Origin of the sequence: Chlorobium sp., from assembly GCF_021740465.1 — a bacterium.
Classification (GTDB): domain Bacteria; phylum Bacteroidota; class Chlorobiia; order Chlorobiales; family Chlorobiaceae; genus Chlorobium.
In genome coordinates, this window is sequence record NZ_JAIOZR010000006.1 from 38549 (window position 1) to 57434 (window position 18886).

The following is an 18886-nucleotide window of genomic DNA, read 5'->3' on the forward strand; positions in this document are numbered from 1 at the left end:
GGCTTTTTTTTTGCCCGGTTCTTCCGTCTCTCACATCGTCTTGGCTTACCATTCGATATTTTCGTGGTAGTAACGGATAATGCTCTCCTGATCGGCGCCGAGGGCATACATGAGATGGATGGTGCCGAAAATCGCCTGGAGACGGAGCATGCCGTTTCGATGGTATTTCCGGGCGGAGGTGACGACATGGCTGTCGAGGATGTGAAAGGCGCTTCGGCTTTCGATGCGCTGTATGATGTCGATATCCTCCATAACCTGCATGTCCGGGTTGAATCCTCCGATGGAACGGAACAGCTCTCTTGTGATGAAGAGCGACTGGTCGCCGCCCCGGCAGATGGAAAGGGGAACTCTGGTGAACCACCCGAAGAGAGCCATGATGGGGTGGGGGTCGTCGAACTGCATCTGAAAGCATCCCGCCTGTTTCCCGCCTCGAACCGCTTCGAGAATGTCGTCGATAACGCTTTCGGGCGGCAGGGTGTCGGCGTGCAGGAAGTAGAGAATGCCGTGGCGGGCCAGGGCAGCCCCCGCGTTCATCTGACGGGAACGCCCTTTTTCGGGCCGGCAGAGCACGACGGGGAAGGTCGAGACGATTTCCCTCGTCCGGTCACTGCTCGCGTCACAGACAATGATCTCCGTGTCTACGTATCTTCCGGTGATGGCGAGCAGGGTTTCCAGCGTCCGGGCGATGCCGGCCTCTTCGTTGCAGGTGGGGATGATAATGCTGATGCCGGAATCGGACATGGCTTTGAAATAATGACTGTTTTGCTCCTGCGGAGCTGGAAAACCTTTTCTGTTGATGCATTGCGACTCTGCCACCATCGCCTCCTCAAGGGAGTTCATATGCTGAATCCCATAACCTGCTTTGTTTCAGATCCTCGAGGGTGTCGATATCCTGCAATTGAGGGAGCAGCTCGAAGGACGCTCCGTGTTCGTTCAGCCGGTCGATGGTTTCCTGCAGGACTTTGCCGTGGCTCCAGGAGCGGCCGAGGAAGAGCTCGGGCCGGCTTTTGTTCAGTCCGATAAGATAGAATCCCCCGTCTTTCGCCGGGCCGATAACGGCGTCTCCTTTTTCGAGCGAGGCAAAGGCTTGTTCGAGCACTTCCCGCTGCAGGTCCGGGCAGTCCGTGCCGATCAGCGCTATATGGGTGAATCCCTCGGCAAAACCGCGCTCGAAGGCGTGGAGCATCCGTTCGCCGAGATCGTTGCCCTCCTGCAGAAAGGCGAGGGTTTCGCCTTCGAGAAAACAGTCCGCATCAGGAATCTCATCCGAGTAGAACGCCGCTCGATCGGCGCTGCACGTCTGGGTAACCGCAGCGGTGTACTCCCTGAGCACTTGGTAGACCTTGAGTGCGGTTTCAGGCCCGGTTTCGGCGGCGAGCCGTGTTTTTACCCGACCCGGTACCGGATTTCGTGTAAAAACGATGAGCAGCCTGCTGTTGCCGACATGCATCATAACAGGCATCCCTGGCAGCTCGAGCCTGCACCCGCCGTACACCCGTAGCAGTGCTGTCCGATGGCGATCAGCCTGTTGCGGAGCCGCTCTTCGTCGAACTCCCTGATGTTGCCGGGCGCGGGATCCTGCATCGGCAGTCCGAGCATCTGGTTGAAATCGCAGTCGTACAGGGTGCCGTCCCACCCCACCGAAACCGTGGTGCGGCACATGAGGTTTTTTACCGCTTCGGGATTGAAGTGTCCTTCGAGCAGGTTCATGTAGCTGCAGTAGCGCCCCTCTTCGAGCAGGGATTCAAGGAACCGGCTGACCGGCATGTTGGTGATGGTGTAGAGATGGCTGAACTTGATGCCGAATTCCTGCATGAGCCTGCTTTTGTAATCAGCCTCGAGCGCCTGCTGCGCTCCGGGAAGGGAGGGGCCTCCGGGGTTGAAGACGAGGTTGAGCTGAAGGTCGCTTCCGTCCTGTCCGTAACCGATCGCATTGAGCATGCGGAGCGCTTCTATCGAGCGGTCGAACACGCCTTTACCGCGCTGGGCATCGACATTCTCGCGGGTGTAGCAGGGGAGCGATGCGATGAGCGAAACGCGGTTCTGCCTGAAAAGCTCCGGAAACTGCCGGTACTCTTCACCTGAAACGAGTATTACCAGATTGGTTCTCACCAGAATCTCGCCTTCGGGCATGATTTTTCTCGCCTCCCTGATAAACCACGGGAGTTCGGGGTTCATTTCCGGAGCCCCGCCGGTAATGTCGAGCGTCTGTATGTTGTTTTTTTTCAGCGCGTCGAGACAGTACTGCATGGTTTCACGGTTCATCATTTCACTCCGGTCGGGTCCTCCGTCGACGTGGCAGTGGCGGCAGAGCAGGTTGCAGCGGTATCCGGTGTTGACCTGCAGAATGGCAGTTCCATCGGGGCGGAGCGGAGCGTGGCCGGTTTCGGCAAGTTTAGAGCCGAAAGCCGGTATGCTGCAGTCGGTTTTTTCAAGCACCCGAATCTGTTCTCCGCCGTCGGCAAGGGCGCTTTTGCGTTTGTGAAGGGATGGTTGTATGGTCATGGGCGGATGGTTTTGATTACAGCACTGTCATTGCAGTAACGCCGGGAGTGTCCGAAAACGTTCGGGTCGGTAGTCAGGGAGCCAGGAGACGATAGCTTCATTGGAGCGACATGTCGGTAGCTCAGGGTGCAACCCTGCGCATAGGGCACCACCCCGATAACGGGGTTTCGTCCTTTGGGTCCTTGTTGTCCTTTTCGTCCCTTTATCTCCCGATTCAAGGGACGAAAAGGATGCTGTTCCGGTTGATTCGCTTTGCCTTCAGGCGCCGAGGCGGGTGTGCACCTTTTCGGCCACCTGCCGGCCGCTGAGGGCTGCGCCTTCCATCGAGGCGAGGTAGTGCTGATAGGTATAGTCGCCCGCAAGAAAGAAGTTTTTTACGGGGCTCACCTGGTCGGGGCGGAACTTGTCAACATCGGGCACGGCCTTGTAGACCGACTGGGGGATTTTTACGATGGTCGATTTGAGCAGTCTCGCATCGCGCGAAAGCGGGAAGCGGTCGTGAATGTCCTTCATCACAAGTTTCGTGATCACATCGTTGGGCAGATCCATCAGCTGGTGGGCCGGAGCAAGCACGAGACTCATGACGCTTCCTCCCTGTGCCGAGCCCATGCCTTTCTGGAAATCTTCGGGGCAGGTGATTGAAACGTCGGCAAAAGTGGCAAACGTTGTGCCCTGCGAGAACATGAGGTTGTCCGTTGCGGTGATCTTCCGGTCGAACCAGAGCTGGCAGTTGGCGACCGGGCTGCCGACGAACTCGTGCAGGTTGCGGAAGTAGGCATGATTGAGCCATTCGCCCGGTACGATGTTCTTGATATTGTGTACCGGCAGGGCCGAGATGTAGGCATCGGCCTCGATTTTCTGGCCGTCCTGAAGCACCGCCCGCTTGACGGTTTCGTCGCTGTTGAGCTCGAAACGGTTCAGTTTCGCATCCACAAAAATTCTGCCGCCCCTCGTCTGGATATACTGGCGCATGGGCTCGATCATCGAATCGCCGGGGTTTTTACGGAAAAAGGCGAACTTGGTTGCGGCATAATCCGTGCCGAAATATTTGAATATGGTAATCATCGGGCGGGCGCTGATGACGTTGGGCTCGATGAAGTTCATGGCAAGCGCGATAGCGCGCCAGAGTTTTTCCAGGGAGTGTTCCGACGCGCCTCTCAGGCGGTGCCACTCAGAGTAGGTCATATGGTCCTGGCTGCGGAAGTACTCCTCGTTGCCGGCAAGTGCGGGGTAGAGCCCCCTGATAAGGGAGATCTTGTCCCACATGGTGAGAAAATCCGCCTGCATGCCGCCCACCACTTCCGCCCAGGGGCTCGGGAGATTGGCTTTTTTGAAAAACGACTGTTTTCCGTCCGGTTCGGCATAGATGAGCGAATGCTCTTTCCATATATAGTTATCTGCAGCGCCGACCTTTTTGAGGTACTGCTGAAGCTGCTGATAGCCGCCGAAAACGATGTGCAGTCCCGATTCGATGGAATCACCGTCGCTGTCTTTCCAGACCGAGACCTTTCCGCCAAGCACCTTGCGTTTTTCGTACAGTTCTACGGTATGTCCGCGGTCTACCAGTTCAATGGCCGCGCTCAGTCCTGCTACACCTGCACCAAAGATTGCTATTTTCACCGTGTTCAGATATTAATCGTTAAGGATAATGAAGGGGCTCCGGATTAAAGGCCAAATATAAAAAATTACTTTTTCCGCTGAATAACAGGGCCTTCCGGTATGTGAAAAGAGTACCGTTCGACCGCTTATTTTTTAAGCTCTGAAAGCAGCCGGTCCAGTTCCGTTATGCATCTTGCGCCGAGCCTGATGGACTCCTTTATAATAAATCGCAGGTCATCCATTGCCGCTCTCGGTGGAACGGGAGGAAATCCGGTTTTTTCAACCGGCTTGGAAGGTATGGTTTCGGGAAGATTTCTTGTATCGTTCTGTTCGCCTGTCATGACCGGGAAAAAATCAAATTACAGCAGGGGAGATCGCCTTTGCTCCGTATATTGTAACAAAATACGACAAGAAGATTAAAATAACTGCTGTCGCGTTGGTTATTCGTGTTTTATAAAAAGCTGTTTCCCTAATTTTTTTAGGAAATATGAGGTAAAACAGTGATTTTTTAAGAAAAAAGTTTTTGTTACTTCCTGTTTTTGTGTAGTTTCTACAAAAGCGAAATAAATACTGTTCTGTTATGTCCGGACATCTTGATCTGATCGACCTTAAAATTATCGAATCTCTCGGAGAGAACGGCAGGCTGCGCTTGAGCGAGCTGGCCGAAGTCGTCGGCCTTTCGATACCCTCCGTAAGCGAGCGTCTCGACAAACTGCAGAAAAACGGCATTATCCGCGGGTTCACCATGGAGGTGGACGAGCGGACGCTGGGTTTCGACATTCAGGCGTTTGTACGGGTACGGATCGACTCGTCGAAGCATTACAAGTCGTTCATGGAGCATGTCATGAAAGAGGACGAGATTATGGAGTGTTTTTCCGTGACCGGTGAAGGATCGCACATCCTGAAGGTCATGACCCACAACACGGGTTCGCTCGAGCAGTTTCTTTCGCGCATCCAGAGCTGGCCTGGAGTTCTGGAAACCAACACGAGCTTCGTGCTGTCGCAACTGAAAAAAAACAAGAAGATAAGTGCCGAGATCGTCCGGAAAAATCTGCAGGATCGTCAGGTATTGATTACATTCGATGAGAAAAAATCAAGAAAATTATAGTTTTTAGCTTTATATTTTCGCTCTTCATAGTATAAAAGGTAATAAAATAAGGAGGTTCATTTGAAGATGGATAGTAAAGTGCCGGTTTCAGGTTATTTCGGGGCAATGACCTTCGATCAGAAGGCCATGCGGGCAAGACTGCCGAAGGATGAGTTCAAGGCTCTGCAGGATACCATTCGTGCAGGCAAGAAAATTACCGGCGAGATCGCCGGTGTGGTCGCTCACGGCATGAAGGAGTGGGCGATGGAGCAGGGTGCTACCCATTACACCCACTGGTTTCAGCCGATGACCGGCTCGACGGCCGAAAAGCATGACGCGTTTCTGTCGATCGACCGCGACGGTACCCCTATCGAGCGTTTTTCGGGCGAGCAGCTGATTCAGGGTGAACCTGACGCATCCAGCTTCCCGTCAGGCGGCATGCGCACAACCTTCGAGGCCCGCGGTTACACCGCATGGGACCCTTCGAGCCCGGCTTTTCTCATGAAAGGAGGCAGCGGCCTTACCCTCTGCATCCCGACGGTCTTCATTTCCTACCACGGCGAAGCTCTCGATTCCAAAACTCCGCTCCTGCGTTCGATGGATGCGGTCAGCAATTCGGCTATCAGGCTTCTTGAACTGCTCGGCTCCACCGGCGTTTCCCGCGTCAAAACCTTTGCAGGCTGCGAGCAGGAGTATTTCCTTATCGACAAGAAGTTCTACTCCGAGCGTCCCGATCTGATCATGTGCGGTCGTACCCTTCTCGGTGCGCTTCCTCCGAAAGGCCAGCAGCTCGAAGATCACTATTTCGGATCCATTCCCGACCGTGTGCTTGACTTCATGCAGGAGGTGGAGCACGAACTCTATCTTCTCGGCATTCCGGCCAAAACCCGTCACAACGAGGTGGCTCCGCACCAGTTCGAAATTGCGCCGATTTTTGAAGAGGCCAATATCGCCGTCGATCACAACCTGCTCGTCATGGAGGTTATGAGAAAGGTCGCCGACAAGAAAGGCTTCGCCCTCCTGCTCACAGAAAAACCTTTTGCAGGCATCAACGGCTCGGGCAAGCACAACAACTGGTCTATCGGCACCGATACCGGTATCAACCTGCTCGATCCGGGTGATACGCCGACCGAAAACATAAACTTCCTCGTCTTCCTTATCGCCGTGCTCAAGGGAGTACACAAGCGGGCCGACGTACTGAGAATGTCCATCGCCAGCACCGGAAACGACCACCGTCTCGGTGCCAACGAAGCGCCTCCTGCCGTTGTGACCGTGTTCCTCGGCGAACAGCTCGAAACCGTTCTCGATGCCATCGAAAGCGGCAAGGTTGACCTCAAAACCGAAAAGCAGGTGCTTAACCTCGGTCTTTCCCAGGTGCCGCTGCTCAACAAGGACTACACCGACCGTAACAGAACCTCGCCGTTCGCCTTTACCGGCAACAAGTTCGAGTTCCGGGCCGTCGGTTCCTCGCAGGCCGCTTCCGTGCCGAACATGGTGCTCAACACCCTGATGGCCGAGGCTCTCGATGAGCTTACCGACGCCATCGAAGCGAAAATCGCAGCCGGAAAGGACCGCGATTCCGCCGTGCTCGAAGCTATCCGCGAAGGAATAACCGCAACGAAGGATATCCGTTACCCCGGCGACAACTACAGCGAGGCTCTCCAGGAAGCCGCAAGAGTGAGAGGCCTTCCGAACCTGAAGAACACTCCGCAGGCTCTCCGCACGCTCGAAAAAGCCGACGTCAGGGCGATGTTCGTCAAATACGGCGTCCTGACCGAGCAGGAAATCGAATCGCGTCTGAACATCCGTCTCGAACGGTACGTCAAAGGCATCGACATCGAGGCTCGTACGCTGCAGCTCATGCTGAAAACCCTCGTCATTCCGGATGTTTCGGAATACCAGGGCGATATCGGCAGCTCGTTCAACAACCTGCTTGCCGCAGCCGAGGCCATAGGTCTTTCCGATGGGGCACTTGCCAGCCAGGCAAACCACCTGAAGAACCTTGCCGAGAACCTCTCGTCGCTGATCGACCTTACCGCCGAGCTTGACGAGGCTGTCGATATGCTTGAAACCATCGAGAGCGAGTTCGGCAAGGCCGACTACTGTGCCGACGAACTGCTTCCGCTCATGAACACCGTCCGTGCGGTTGCCGACAGGCTCGAACTGATGGTCGATCGCAGCCGCTGGCAGCTGCCGACCTACTCGGAAATGCTTTTCGAGCACTAAGAGAGACCTGTTCAATACTACAAGCGAGGGCCTGCATCTGCAGGCCCTCGCTTGTTTTACCCTATTCGCCGATAATCTTCACCAGCACCCGCTTCTTTCGCATCCCGTCGAACTCGCCGTAGAATATCTGCTCCCAGGCCCCGAAATGCAGTTTGCCCTTCGTGACGGCAATGACAACCTCGCGGCCCATGATCTGCCGCTTGTGGTGTGCGTCGCCGTTGTCCTCGCCGGTCATGTTGTGGCGGTACCGGCTGATCGGCTCGTGCGGGGCCAGCTCCTCGAGCCACCGCTTGTAATCCTGATGCAGCCCCGGCTCGTTGTCGTTGATGAACACCGAAGCCGTGATATGCATGGCGTTGACCAGGCAGAGCCCCTCCTGGATGCCGCTCTCCTGAAGCGCTTTCTCAACCTCGCCGGTAATGTTGACGAAGTCCATTCTGGCCGGCACCTGCATCCAGAGTTCCTTGTGGTATGATTTCATCGCGGTGTGTTGAATCGTCGTTCATGGAAATTTTCTCTTGCATAACATAGTGGTGCCCTAAAGTTACGCAAACCGATTTACTTTTGGGTGGGTAGGGGGAGAGTATATCCTGACCGGGAAAGAGAGCTACGGTCTCGTTTCGAGCGGGATGGACATGTTGTTTCTTCGGATATAAATGTATAAATACTGTAAGGACCCTCTATTGATGGTCATGAACGACTCGTGTTCCAGCTCTTTCAGAGAGTTTTTCAAACTATCCTGCCGGTAAAGAAAAGTTTTCTTTTTTTCAGACTACTAACTACTAACTACTAACTACTAACTACTAACTACTGACTACTGACTACTGACTACTGACTACAGACTACAGACTACTGATTCCTGACTCCGTCAGCCCATGCAATTCATACTTGTGACCTACGATATCGAAAACGACCGGAGGAGAACGAAAATCCACAAGGTTCTCGAAGGGTATGGCATATCCGTGCAGTACAGTGTGTTTGAATGTTTTCTGTCGGATGAGGATTATGCGAGTCTTCGTCAGCGGCTGCAGAGCCTGATGGATGCGAAGCACCCGCTCGACAGCATCCGGTATTACCGGCTCTGCCGGAATTGTGTTGAAACTGTCGATGTAGACGGCAACCGCTCGTTTGAAATCGCCAGTCCGTTCATCATTTCCTGATGCCGGGATGACCGGGTAGTATCCCTCGGCACTCATAACGTTGACCCTTTACGCTTATGGGATGGCTCTACAACCAGATGGCGATGCCCGAAACCATCTTTCAGGCATGGTACAGGGTAGCCTCGAACGACGGCCGTCCGGGGTACGACAACAAATCCATCGAGGATTACTCCCTCAGGCTGGAGGATAACCTCAGGTTGCTTTCGAAGTCGCTTCTTGACGGTTCATACCGTCCGGGTCCACTCCTGAAACTCGTGATGCTGAAGCCCGACGGCAGGGAGCGGACGCTGCTCATTCCCGGCGTGATGGACCGAGTTGCCCAGACGGCCGCAGCCATCGTGCTGAACCCGATCATCGAAGCCGAACTTGGTTCCTGCACCTTCGCCTACCGTCCCGGCATATCGCGTCAGGGCGCTGCACGCGAGATCGAACGGCTGCACCGCGAAGGGTACCAGTGGGTGCTCGATGCCGACATCCGGAACTTTTTCGATAGCGTGCGCCACGACCTCCTGTTCCAGCGGCTTGCGGAGCTGGTTGACGACACGGAACTGATAGCCCTGTTGCACCGCTGGCTCACGGCGGAAATTGTTGACGGCTTTAATCCCCGCATCCGAAACACGACGGGGTTGCCGCAGGGTTCGCCGGTTTCGCCGCTGCTGGCCAATCTCTACCTCGACCGGTTCGACGAACAGATGGAAAAGGAGGGGTTCAGGCTGGTGCGCTTTGCCGATGACTATCTGGTGCTCTGCAAGACCCGTCCGAAAGCCGAGGCGGCCCTGAAGCTTTCCGAAACCGCTCTTGCGGAGCTGCAGCTCGAACTCAACAACGAGAAAACCCGCATCACCACCTTTTCCGAAGGGTTCAAGTATCTTGGCTACCTGTTCATCCGTTCGCTGGTGATCCCAACCAAAATGCATCCCGAGGAGTGGTACGACAAGCTCGGCAAGTTCAGGCTGCGCAAAAAGAGCCTGCATGTTGCACCCGATGATCCCGATTCGATGACTGACGATGCCGCACAGTTCGAACTGCAAACCGACCAGGGTGAAACGGTCGAGCTGTCGAAAAACGAGCTGCTGCAAACCGAGTTCGGCGCAAAGCTGCTGGAAAGCCTCGACAAACAGCAGGTGAGTGTTGACGACTTTCTCGATCGTGTGGCCCGTCAGGACGAGGAGCGGCTGAAAGAGAAGCGGGAGGCCCTCAAAAAGCTCTATTCGCCCTTTCTCAACACGCTCTACCTGCAGGAGCAGGGGAGCATCATGCGTAAGGACGGAGAGCGGTTCAGCATCGAAAAGGAGGGTGCGGTCGTCAACGAGGTTATTGTGCGCCGCATCGAGCAGGTCGTGGTGTTCGGCAACGTCGCCCTCACCACGCCGGTCATGCAGTACTGCCTGCGGAACGAGATTCCCGTCACCTTTCTCTCGCAGCACGGCAGCTATTTCGGCAGGCTCGAAGCCACCATGGCGGACAATGCCGAGATGCAGCGCTTCCAGTTCCTGCGCTCCATCGACGAGCCCTTTGCGCTTGAAACCGCCAAAGCCATCGTCGAGGCGAAAATCTCGAACAGCAGAGCCATGATCCGCCGCCGGAAGAACGCCTTGCAGGATGGCGACGGAGCGGCGCACTCCAGAATGGCTTCGAATCTCGATATTATGGCCGACCTTGCCGTCAAAGCAGCTGCATGCGAGGATATCGAGGTATTGCGCGGGCTTGAAGGCAAGGCTTCGGCGCTCTACTTCGAGTGCTACGGCTTGTTCTTCCGCCGTGATCTGCCGTTTCATACCGCATCGTTTCAGCGGGTGCGCCGCCCGCCCACCGACCCGGTGAACAGCCTGCTCAGTTTCGGCTACTCGATGCTGCACACCAACGTTTTTTCCATGGTCAGGCTGAGCGGCATGAACCCCTACATCGGCTTTCTGCACTCCGAACGTAAAGGGAATCCGGCGCTGGTCAGCGATCTGGTCGAAGAGTTCCGCACGGTAATCGACTCGCTGGTGCTCTATACCCTGAACCGAGGTCTCCTGCAGGAACGCGATTTCTACTGCCGCAAGGACAGGCCGGGCTGTTTTCTTTCGAACGAAGCCCGAAAGAAGTACATCGGAATATTCGAATCGCGCATGTGGCAGGAATCGCGGGACGGCTCCACCGGCCGGACGCTGAACTTCCGTCGGCAGATTGAGAAGCAGGTGAAGATCATGCAGGAGGTGATAGCCGGAACGAGGATGCAGTACGATCCGTACAAGCTGCCGATATGAACAAGTGCCGGTTTGTCGAAGGCTCCCGGATGCGGTTTTCGAAAAAGCGATTTTTTTAGCTGTAATGCTATGTTATATATAATGTTACTGGTTTTTTGATGATATACTGAGCCTTCGATATTGCATATCGTCTGTAATTTCCGTAAGATACAGATGCAGTACAGCAGTAAAATCAGACCATTGTCCCTTGACATCGCTGATTTTTCCATGAGCCTTCGATTTCGCGCTGGAAACCCTTACCAGTCAAGGGTTTCCGGAGGCACTCTTTATATCTAATTGCACTCACAGAGGATTGAAACATGACACCCTCGACGTATGCATCGGTGCCGGATACAATCTTTATATCTAATTGCACTCACAGAGGATTGAAACAACCTGGAATACCGCCACCTCCGCATCTGTCGCAGGCCGGCTTTATATCTAATTGCACTCACAGAGGATTGAAACCTTTGCGGCGTTTCGTTAGTCGGTGCCGTTGGCGCCATCTTTATATCTAATTGCACTCACAGAGGATTGAAACTTGGAGGAGAGAGCTTCTAAGGCAGGGCTCAGCTCAGTCTTTATATCTAATTGCACTCACAGAGGATTGAAACTGATTGCTGTTGCGAGATTGTCTACTGTGATGATGCTGCTCTTTATATCTAATTGCACTCACAGAGGATTGAAACTCTTTAACATATGCAGGAGTTGGTTCGCCGATAGCTTCGTGATATCTTTATATCTAATTGCACTCACAGAGGATTGAAACTAACCGCAAATAATACCGGCACGACAAAAAGTTTTACCTTTATATCTAATTGCACTCACAGAGGATTGAAACTTTTAGGCTCCCGCTTCGCCTTTTCTGCGACGGCTTTTTTGCAACTTTATATCTAATTGCACTCACAGAGGATTGAAACCAAAGTAATCATGATAACCGCCCCTCCTATGAGCGGCACTTTATATCTAATTGCACTCACAGAGGATTGAAACCAGGCACCCAGCAGCACGATCATGAGACCAAGGAGGAAGAACTTTATATCTAATTGCACTCACAGAGGATTGAAACTCAATAAGGAAGGTAAATACCATGGGATAGAATCTTCTTTATATCTAATTGCACTCACAGAGGATTGAAACTCGTCGCGATATCGGACCGCGGCATTTTTTTGATGCTTTATATCTAATTGCACTCACAGAGGATTGAAACTTATATGATACTTCAGTCTGCTATTCTTGCTAGATTCTACTTTATATCTAATTGCACTCACAGAGGATTGAAACCTTTTAGACTGTGTTGTTTCCATGCGCGCTCGTCTGACCCGCGGAACTTTATATCTAATTGCACTCACAGAGGATTGAAACTCACGACGATGAAGTTCTCCCCGTCCACCGCGAAGAGGTCTTTATATCTAATTGCACTCACAGAGGATTGAAACTTGCTTCAACAAAAGCGCGTGCCGTGCCATCAGGGTATACTTTATATTGAATGGCGGGACGCTCTTTATTATTTGTATTTATAAAGCGGAAGGGATGAAAGCTGCTGAGGGAGCAGCCAATCAGCATAACCTTAGACAGGAGGAGCTATGCCGAGAGGAGCGAGACTTGATGCGCCGGGAACGCTGCATCATGTGATGGTTCGGGGTATCGAAGGGATGAACATCGTCGAGGATGACGAAGACCGGGAGTATTTCGTTACCCGGCTGGGGCTGGTTACAACGGCAACCGGCACATCGGTCTATGCCTGGGCATTGATGAGCAACCATGTGAATGGCGGGACGTTCTTTATTATTAGCACTAAAGACGGCATATCGGTCTCGGCGGTCAATCAGATTCTGCTTCGTTGTCGCAATAAGTTACATTAATAAGGAGCGTCCCTGAATGGGTGGGGGCCCTGAACTTCCGTCGGCAGATCGAGAAACAGGTAAAGATCATGCAGGAGGTGATAGCCGGAACGAGGATGCAGTACGATCCCTACAAGCTGCCGATATGAACAAGTGCCGGTTTGTCGAAGGCTCCCGGATGCGGTTTTTGAAAAACCGGTTTTTTTAGCCGTAATGCTATGTTGTATATAATGTTACCGGTTTTTTTTGTGATATGCTGAGCCTTCGATATTGCATATCGTCTGTAATTTCCGTAAGATACAGAGTAAGTTCGGTAGTAAAATCAGACCATTGTCCGTTGATATCGCTGATTTTTCCATGAGCCTTCGATTTTGCGCTGGCAGCCCTTGCCAGTCAAGGGTTTCCGGAGGCACTCTTTATATCTAATTGCACTCACTGAGGATTGAAACTCCCGCATATCAAGCAAGTCCTGTTCGTTCTGCTTGCCGATCTTTATATCTAATTGCACTCACTGAGGATTGAAACTCGCCTTTAATTAATTTCATAGTGGTTTTAATTTAAATCCATTCTTTATATCTAATTGCACTCACTGAGGATTGAAACTTTCGTACCTCTTTTCACCGACAAGCTGCTGCATTTCAGCCTTTATATCTAATTGCACTCACTGAGGATTGAAACCTTTCAAGCAGTTTTCTTTTCGGCATCAGGCGCAGAAGCTTTATGCTCACGCAGCATGAGGGGACGCTCTTTATTATTTGTATTTATAAAGCGGAAGGTATGAAAGCTGCTGAGGGAGCAGGCAATCAGCATAACCTTAGACACGAGGCGCTATGCCGAGAGGAGCGAGACTTGATGCGCCGGGAACGCTGCATCATGTGATGGTTCGTGGTATCGAAGGGATGAACATTGTCGAGGATGACAAAGACCGGGAGTATTTCGTTACCCGACTGGGGCTGGTTGCAACGGGAACCGGAACATCGGTCTATGCCTGGGCATTGATGAGCAACCATGCCCATATGCTGCTCCGGAGCGGAGCAGCAGGCCTGTCAACCTTCATGCGCAAGCTGCTGACCGGCTATGCATCCTACTTCAACCGGAGGCACAAACGCCACGGGCATCTGTTCCAGAACCGCTACAAGTCGATTATCTGCGAGGAAGAACCCTATTTTCTGCGTCTCGTCAGCTATATCCACCTCAACCCGTTACGGGCGGGACTGGTCGGGAATATCGAAGAGCTGGAGAGGTATCGCTGGAGCGGTCACGCGGTGGTGCTGAACCGTATCCGTCACGAATGGCAGAACAGGAATGCCGTGCTGGAGTACTTCGGCAAGAGAGATTCGTCAGCCCGTCAGGCATATCGCGAGTTTGTCGCATCCGAAAGCGGTCTCGGGCGACAGCCGGAACTTACCGGAGGAGGATTGATTCGCTCCATAGGAGGATGGTCGGAAGTGAAATCGCTCAGAAAGCGGGGCGAAAAACAGTTCAGCGATGAGCGGATACTCGGCAGCGGCGAGTTTGTGAAGGAGATCCTCGATGAGGTAGATGACGGCCGGAAAGAGCAGTTTCCGGCGGTGCCAATGGAACAGGAAGCCAGGGAACGGCTGGAACTTCTCTGCAGGGAGAAGGGGGTATCGAAACAGGCCTTGCAGGCAGGCAGCAGGACTCGCCAGTGTTCAGCCGTACGCAAACAGCTTGCAGGGGAGTATGTCGGGGAGTTGGGCATGTCGTACGCCGGAGCAGCTCGTCTGCTTGGCATATCGGCATCGGCGGTCAATCAGATTCTGCTGCGTTGTCGCAATAAGTTGCAGTAATAAGGAGCGTCCCGGAATTGAGAGAGGGCTGTGATTTCTGAACTTTTTATTCGAAAAACGCTTTCAAGTAGTTGCCATATTCGCTAACTTTGTTCATGCATTACGAAATCGAATATTTTCACCCAACTATTGAGACGGATATCGAAAAGTGGCCTGCGAGCATCAAGGCGGATTACAGGCGTATTTCGCTGCTCGTAATGGAATACGGCCCACAAGTTCGGATGCCGCACACCAAAGCGATGGGCGGCGGGTTATTTGAGATGAGGCCTAAAGGCCGGGATGGTATCGGTCGAGCCTTTTACTGCTATGTTAAAGGCAAAAAAATCATCATCCTGCACAGCTTTATCAAAAAGACCCAAAAAACGCCGCAAAAAGAGCTGCGGCTTGCCCTAAAAAGAATGCAGGAGGTACAATAATGAAAGACTTAAACTATCAGCCGGTACGTTATGACGTTGAGGCAGCTATACGAAAGGATCTTGAAGATGAGGAATTCCGCAAGGAATATGAAGCCCTTGAGCCGAAGTACGCACTGATCAGGGAATTGCTATCTGCACGCAAGCAGTCCGGAATGACTCAAGAGGCTGTAGCAAATAAAATAGGCACGACAAAGAGCGCAATCTCCAGACTTGAGGCTGGCAGCAAACATGCCCCGTCCATTACCACCCTCAGGAAATACGCTGAAGCCGTCGGTTGTGATTTGGTCATCAGGTTGGAGCCAAAACGGAAATCTGCTGACGCCTGAATGGTTTTCATTCTCAAAACACAGATTCGGAAGTGCTGTAGGAATAGCGGGACGCTCCTTATTATTAGCACTAAAGACGGCATATCGGCATCGGCGGTCAATCAGATTCTGATTCGTGGGCGAGAAAAGTTGTCGTAATAAGGAGCGTCCCGGAATTGGGGGCGCTGAACTTCCGTCGGTATGTCGAGAGTTTGTTCGGGAACATATAAAAAGGTTTAACGGGATTTGTGCGAAAAAATGAGCGTCGATTTTGTATAACTGAATAAAAATGCATAAGATACAGGTGCCGTACAGCAGTAAAATCAGGCCATTGTCCCTTGACATCACTGATTTTTCCATGAGCGTCGATTTTGGCCCCGGCAGCCCTTGCCAGTCAAGGGTTTCCGGAGGCACTCTTTATATCTAATTGCACTCACTGAGGATTGAAACGTTGTGCGGTTAATAAAAAATGACAGCACCCCGATTTATGGAACTTTATATCTAATTGCACTCACTGAGGATTGAAACGTGTTGCTCTGATTTGTACTCTTTGCTGAAATCCACACAACTTTATATCTAATTGCACTCACTGAGGATTGAAACGGGGAACAAAAACATCCTGCGAAAAAAGCTTATCCCTTTATATCTAATTGCACTCACTGAGGATTGAAACACGCCTTTCCCGATTTCGGAAAGAATTTCTACCTCCTTACTTTATATCTAATTGCACTCACTGAGGATTGAAACTGCGTAGCTGCAGAATTGCCAGCTACCTTCTGGCTAAGCTTTATATCTAATTGCACTCACTGAGGATTGAAACACACTGTGGAGATATTTCCTGCTGCCACTATCACGGCAACTTTATATCTAATTGCACTCACTGAGGATTGAAACTCCGACGGCGTAATTTTCGAACTGCGTGCCGGCATCGCCGAAACTTTATATCTAATTGCACTCACTGAGGATTGAAACCGGACATTTTTCCCGTTCCCGATCGTTCCATCGAGTCGGGTTCTTTATATCTAATTGCACTCACTGAGGATTGAAACTTTCATTAAAAAACGGAAGCGGAAAGCAAAGGTCGAATCTTTATATCTAATTGCACTCACTGAGGATTGAAACCGCAGGGTGTTATAGTTCACCAGGTTCGCCTTGCCCTTCTTTATATCTAATTGCACTCACTGAGGATTGAAACCTCATACTTCCGGTTTCCCCAGAACCGGCAATTCTTCCGGATCTTTATATCTAATTGCACTCACTGAGGATTGAAACGGAGAAGACCGCCGAACGCAATAGCCGAAAAAGTAAGTGCGCTTTATATCTAATTGCACTCACTGAGGATTGAAACAAATGGTGAAATCCATTGATTTTTAACAGCTTCACTCTTTATATCTAATTGCACTCACTGAGGATTGAAACTCTGGCTGACCTCAGTTTTTACCTGTACCGGCTGAGATACCTTTATATCTAATTGCACTCACTGAGGATTGAAACTTGACAGACCGACGACAGGCACCCAGCTCGGAAAGTTGTAGCTTTATATCTAATTGCACTCACTGAGGATTGAAACCGCCAGATGGTAAACCTTCCGGTCATCCTGCTTTTTCCCCACTTTATATCTAATTGCACTCACTGAGGATTGAAACCCGTTTGGTTAACGCCTGAAGGAGCTCGGGATACGAATCCTGCAGCTTTATATCTAATTGCACTCACTGAGGATTGAAACTCCTCGTCATAAAATCAGATCAATGAGCGGATTCACCGCCTTTATATCTAATTGCACTCACTGAGGATTGAAACGCATGGTCGTTTCCAGATTGCCACCGCACTCGAGGTGCAGGAACTTTATATCTAATTGCACTCACTGAGGATTGAAACCGCAGGGTGTTATAGTTCACCAGGTTCGCCTTGCCCTTCTTTATATCTAATTGCACTCACTGAGGATTTTGGTAGATTATGGGGGTGTGGATGGACATTTTTAATAATCAGTACCGGTAAGAATTCGTAAAAAGTATCGCTTATGGCAAACGATAATCCGTTTCAAAAACGAATACGGGCGTACGAGCTTGGTCGAGTAGTTGAAAGTTTTTTCGGAAAAAGAAATGTGAGCTGGTATGCCCTCGGGTATGCTGCGCTTTTGCTGCTTGCAATCGGATGGATTCCTGATGGTATTGCCGACCTGTTCAATTGTCAATGGCGTGGGTGTGGCTGGCCCGTTTGCCTGGAATGTTCATACAAAATTCTGATATCTTTTCTGATCATAGCTTTTTTCAGATGGAGGATTTTACAAGCTATGAGGTATCAGGTGACTATTGCTGTCAATCCGAGCAGTCCCCAGCCAGTACAGGTGCTTGGGCTTTTCCTCAGTCCAGTTGCAACGACGGCAAAAGAACAGGAGGATGCAGTTGCTGCAATCACGAAATCAATCAATGAAAAATCACTTGCTCTTGAATTTTTTGACGGTAAAAAGTGGGAGATGCCCTTGAAGGCAATCTCTTACCATAAGAGTCGTCTGAAAAAGGTTCTTTTGTTTACTTCGTCTGGAGCGCATGGAACCTCGGCGATGAGCGGTGATTTCCGCAAGGTGGTTCAGTTTTTTTATCCTGCAATCCAGGTTGATGAAATCAAGTCGGGCGGGATGAATTTTGAAGATGTTGAAGAAGTTTTTAAAGCAGTTGAAAACTTTTTTCTGCGCAATGAAAAAGAAAACGTGAAAGAATCCGATATGCTCGTTGACATTACAGGAGGGCAGAAAACCAACAGTATTGCAGCAGCCATAGCCACCCTCGCTACCGGCAGAAATTTTCAGTATATCAGCACCGAGACAAAGGATGTTCGTGTTTTCGATGTAAGGTACATGGATTAGGCGGCTACTTTCAATCAATGTAATGAGATGAACGGTATGGGCTGGAGTTTATGATGAGCTTAAATCGAGAGGTAAAAGCGGTTTCCCGGCAACTTGTTCTGAATTTTTCAGGGCATCCAGTTTTGCCGATACAGAAGCAGAATATCGAACAGTTGATGCATTGGCAATCGGTTGAGGTGCTTGATGTTTCTTTGGGTAATGTGCCCGAAGATGAAAATTTTGTTCCCTCAATAGCGAAGGCTCTTGAAAAAATCGATCTGACACCGGAAGAATGGCAGACAACTCCTCTGGTGGTTGTTCCTGCGGGATATTCCCTGATATGGTCAGTCGTACTGGCTGAACTGCACGGACGGTTGGGGTATTTTCCTGATGTGGTGCGGCTGTGTCCGTCAACGAAGCCTTCGATGGAAAAATACGAGGTGGCCGAAATTATGAACCTCCGAGAGGTTCGCCATAATTCAAGGGACAAGCGCTGATGCACTATAGGGCGATACAAGCTCGATCACCTCAATACGAAAATATTCTGGGCGGACATCGAGCGCTTGCAAGCCTCCGATCATGACGACAATGATCGGTTGATCATACCATGCAGTCCCGAAGAAATCGAGCAGTTCGACCCTTCGGTGATTGTTTCCGAATGAATAAAGCTCGGCAACTCTGCAGAAAACGATGAGAGTACGTTTTTTTGTCTTCAGGTGCGTCAGATCACTTGCCTTTAACTGAAAAGTTACGTACAATAAAGCTGACACACTGATTACGAACCGTGCCCCGTTGTTACGTCAGTTCCGCACTTTTCTATCAGTTCCGCTACCTGCATATTCAGGGTATACCTCCCC

15 protein-coding genes, 1 pseudogene and 3 CRISPR repeat arrays are annotated in these 18886 nt (G+C 51.3%); of the genes and pseudogenes, 10 read left to right on the plus strand and 6 right to left on the minus strand.

Annotated elements, in window-relative coordinates:
- Positions 1-45 precede the first annotated feature (45 nt).
- From K9G39_RS04210 to K9G39_RS04230, 5 genes are all read right to left on the minus strand, one after another.
- Positions 46-840, minus strand: a complete 795-nt coding sequence (locus K9G39_RS04210; RefSeq protein WP_363319360.1) for a TIGR04283 family arsenosugar biosynthesis glycosyltransferase — start codon at positions 838-840, stop codon at positions 46-48.
- The gene (locus K9G39_RS04215; RefSeq protein WP_292003686.1) at positions 827-1462 is read right to left on the minus strand and encodes a TIGR04282 family arsenosugar biosynthesis glycosyltransferase; all 636 of its coding nucleotides are present in this window, start codon (positions 1460-1462) and stop codon (positions 827-829) included. The genes K9G39_RS04210 and K9G39_RS04215 overlap by 14 nt, the downstream gene beginning before the upstream one ends.
- Positions 1450-2505: an arsenosugar biosynthesis radical SAM (seleno)protein ArsS gene (gene arsS, locus K9G39_RS04220; RefSeq protein ID WP_292003687.1), complete on the minus strand. Its 1056-nt coding sequence runs from the start codon at positions 2503-2505 to the stop codon at positions 1450-1452. Before arsS ends, K9G39_RS04215 begins: the two co-directional genes overlap by 13 nt.
- 258 nt (positions 2506-2763) lie before the next feature.
- The gene (locus K9G39_RS04225) at positions 2764-4125 is read right to left on the minus strand and encodes an FAD-dependent oxidoreductase (RefSeq protein WP_292003688.1); all 1362 of its coding nucleotides are present in this window, start codon (positions 4123-4125) and stop codon (positions 2764-2766) included.
- 125 nt (positions 4126-4250) lie between these two features.
- Positions 4251-4445 (minus strand): hypothetical protein, encoded by a 195-nt coding sequence (locus K9G39_RS04230; protein ID WP_292003689.1) that lies wholly within the window; start codon positions 4443-4445, stop codon positions 4251-4253.
- 239 nt (positions 4446-4684) lie between these two features.
- Between K9G39_RS04230 and K9G39_RS04235 the strand changes: the two genes are divergently transcribed.
- Both K9G39_RS04235 and K9G39_RS04240 read left to right on the plus strand, forming a co-directional pair.
- Positions 4685-5212: an Lrp/AsnC family transcriptional regulator gene (locus K9G39_RS04235; protein WP_292003690.1), complete on the plus strand. Its 528-nt coding sequence runs from the start codon at positions 4685-4687 to the stop codon at positions 5210-5212.
- A 66-nt stretch (positions 5213-5278) separates the two neighbouring features.
- Complete coding sequence (locus tag K9G39_RS04240; RefSeq protein ID WP_292003691.1) at positions 5279-7417, plus strand: glutamine synthetase III; 2139 nt, start codon at positions 5279-5281, stop codon at positions 7415-7417.
- A gap of 61 nt (positions 7418-7478) precedes the next feature.
- Here the strand turns inward: K9G39_RS04240 and K9G39_RS04245 are convergent, their stop codons facing one another.
- Positions 7479-7898 carry a secondary thiamine-phosphate synthase enzyme YjbQ gene (locus tag K9G39_RS04245; protein WP_292003692.1) on the minus strand — a complete coding sequence of 140 codons (420 nt, stop codon included), beginning with the start codon at positions 7896-7898 and terminating at the stop codon, positions 7479-7481.
- A gap of 394 nt (positions 7899-8292) precedes the next feature.
- Between K9G39_RS04245 and cas2 the strand changes: the two genes are divergently transcribed.
- The 8 genes and pseudogenes from cas2 to csx15 all read left to right on the plus strand — a co-directional run bounded on the left by cas2 (position 8293) and on the right by csx15 (position 18526).
- Positions 8293-8577, plus strand: coding sequence for a CRISPR-associated endonuclease Cas2 (cas2, locus tag K9G39_RS04250; protein ID WP_292003693.1), 285 nt, complete (start codon positions 8293-8295; stop codon positions 8575-8577).
- Between the two features lie 56 nt (positions 8578-8633).
- Entirely contained in the window at positions 8634-10829 is a 2196-nt protein-coding gene (gene cas1 / locus K9G39_RS04255; protein WP_292003694.1) for a CRISPR-associated endonuclease Cas1, read from the plus strand.
- 264 nt (positions 10830-11093) lie between these two features.
- Positions 11094-12247: direct repeats of the CRISPR family, unit length 35 nt; unit sequence CTTTATATCTAATTGCACTCACAGAGGATTGAAAC.
- A gap of 147 nt (positions 12248-12394) precedes the next feature.
- Positions 12395-12580, plus strand: a pseudogene (locus K9G39_RS04260) (hypothetical protein); the annotation flags it as partial.
- Between the two features lie 485 nt (positions 12581-13065).
- Positions 13066-13331: a CRISPR direct-repeat array (repeat unit 37 nt; unit sequence TCTTTATATCTAATTGCACTCACTGAGGATTGAAACT).
- Between the two features lie 151 nt (positions 13332-13482).
- The gene (locus K9G39_RS04265) at positions 13483-14463 is read left to right on the plus strand and encodes a transposase (RefSeq protein ID WP_292003695.1); all 981 of its coding nucleotides are present in this window, start codon (positions 13483-13485) and stop codon (positions 14461-14463) included.
- 95 nt (positions 14464-14558) lie between these two features.
- The gene (locus K9G39_RS04270; RefSeq protein WP_292003696.1) at positions 14559-14879 is read left to right on the plus strand and encodes a type II toxin-antitoxin system RelE/ParE family toxin; all 321 of its coding nucleotides are present in this window, start codon (positions 14559-14561) and stop codon (positions 14877-14879) included.
- Positions 14879-15205 carry a helix-turn-helix transcriptional regulator gene (locus K9G39_RS04275; protein WP_292003697.1) on the plus strand — a complete coding sequence of 109 codons (327 nt, stop codon included), beginning with the start codon at positions 14879-14881 and terminating at the stop codon, positions 15203-15205. The genes K9G39_RS04270 and K9G39_RS04275 overlap by 1 nt, the downstream gene beginning before the upstream one ends.
- A 394-nt stretch (positions 15206-15599) precedes the next feature.
- A CRISPR array of direct repeats spans positions 15600-17135; the repeat unit is 35 nt; unit sequence CTTTATATCTAATTGCACTCACTGAGGATTGAAAC.
- A gap of 69 nt (positions 17136-17204) precedes the next feature.
- Positions 17205-18050: a hypothetical protein gene (locus K9G39_RS04280; protein WP_292003698.1), complete on the plus strand. Its 846-nt coding sequence runs from the start codon at positions 17205-17207 to the stop codon at positions 18048-18050.
- 50 nt (positions 18051-18100) lie between these two features.
- The gene (gene csx15, locus K9G39_RS04285; RefSeq protein WP_292003699.1) at positions 18101-18526 is read left to right on the plus strand and encodes a CRISPR-associated protein Csx15; all 426 of its coding nucleotides are present in this window, start codon (positions 18101-18103) and stop codon (positions 18524-18526) included.
- The last annotated feature ends 360 nt before the right edge of the window (positions 18527-18886 follow it).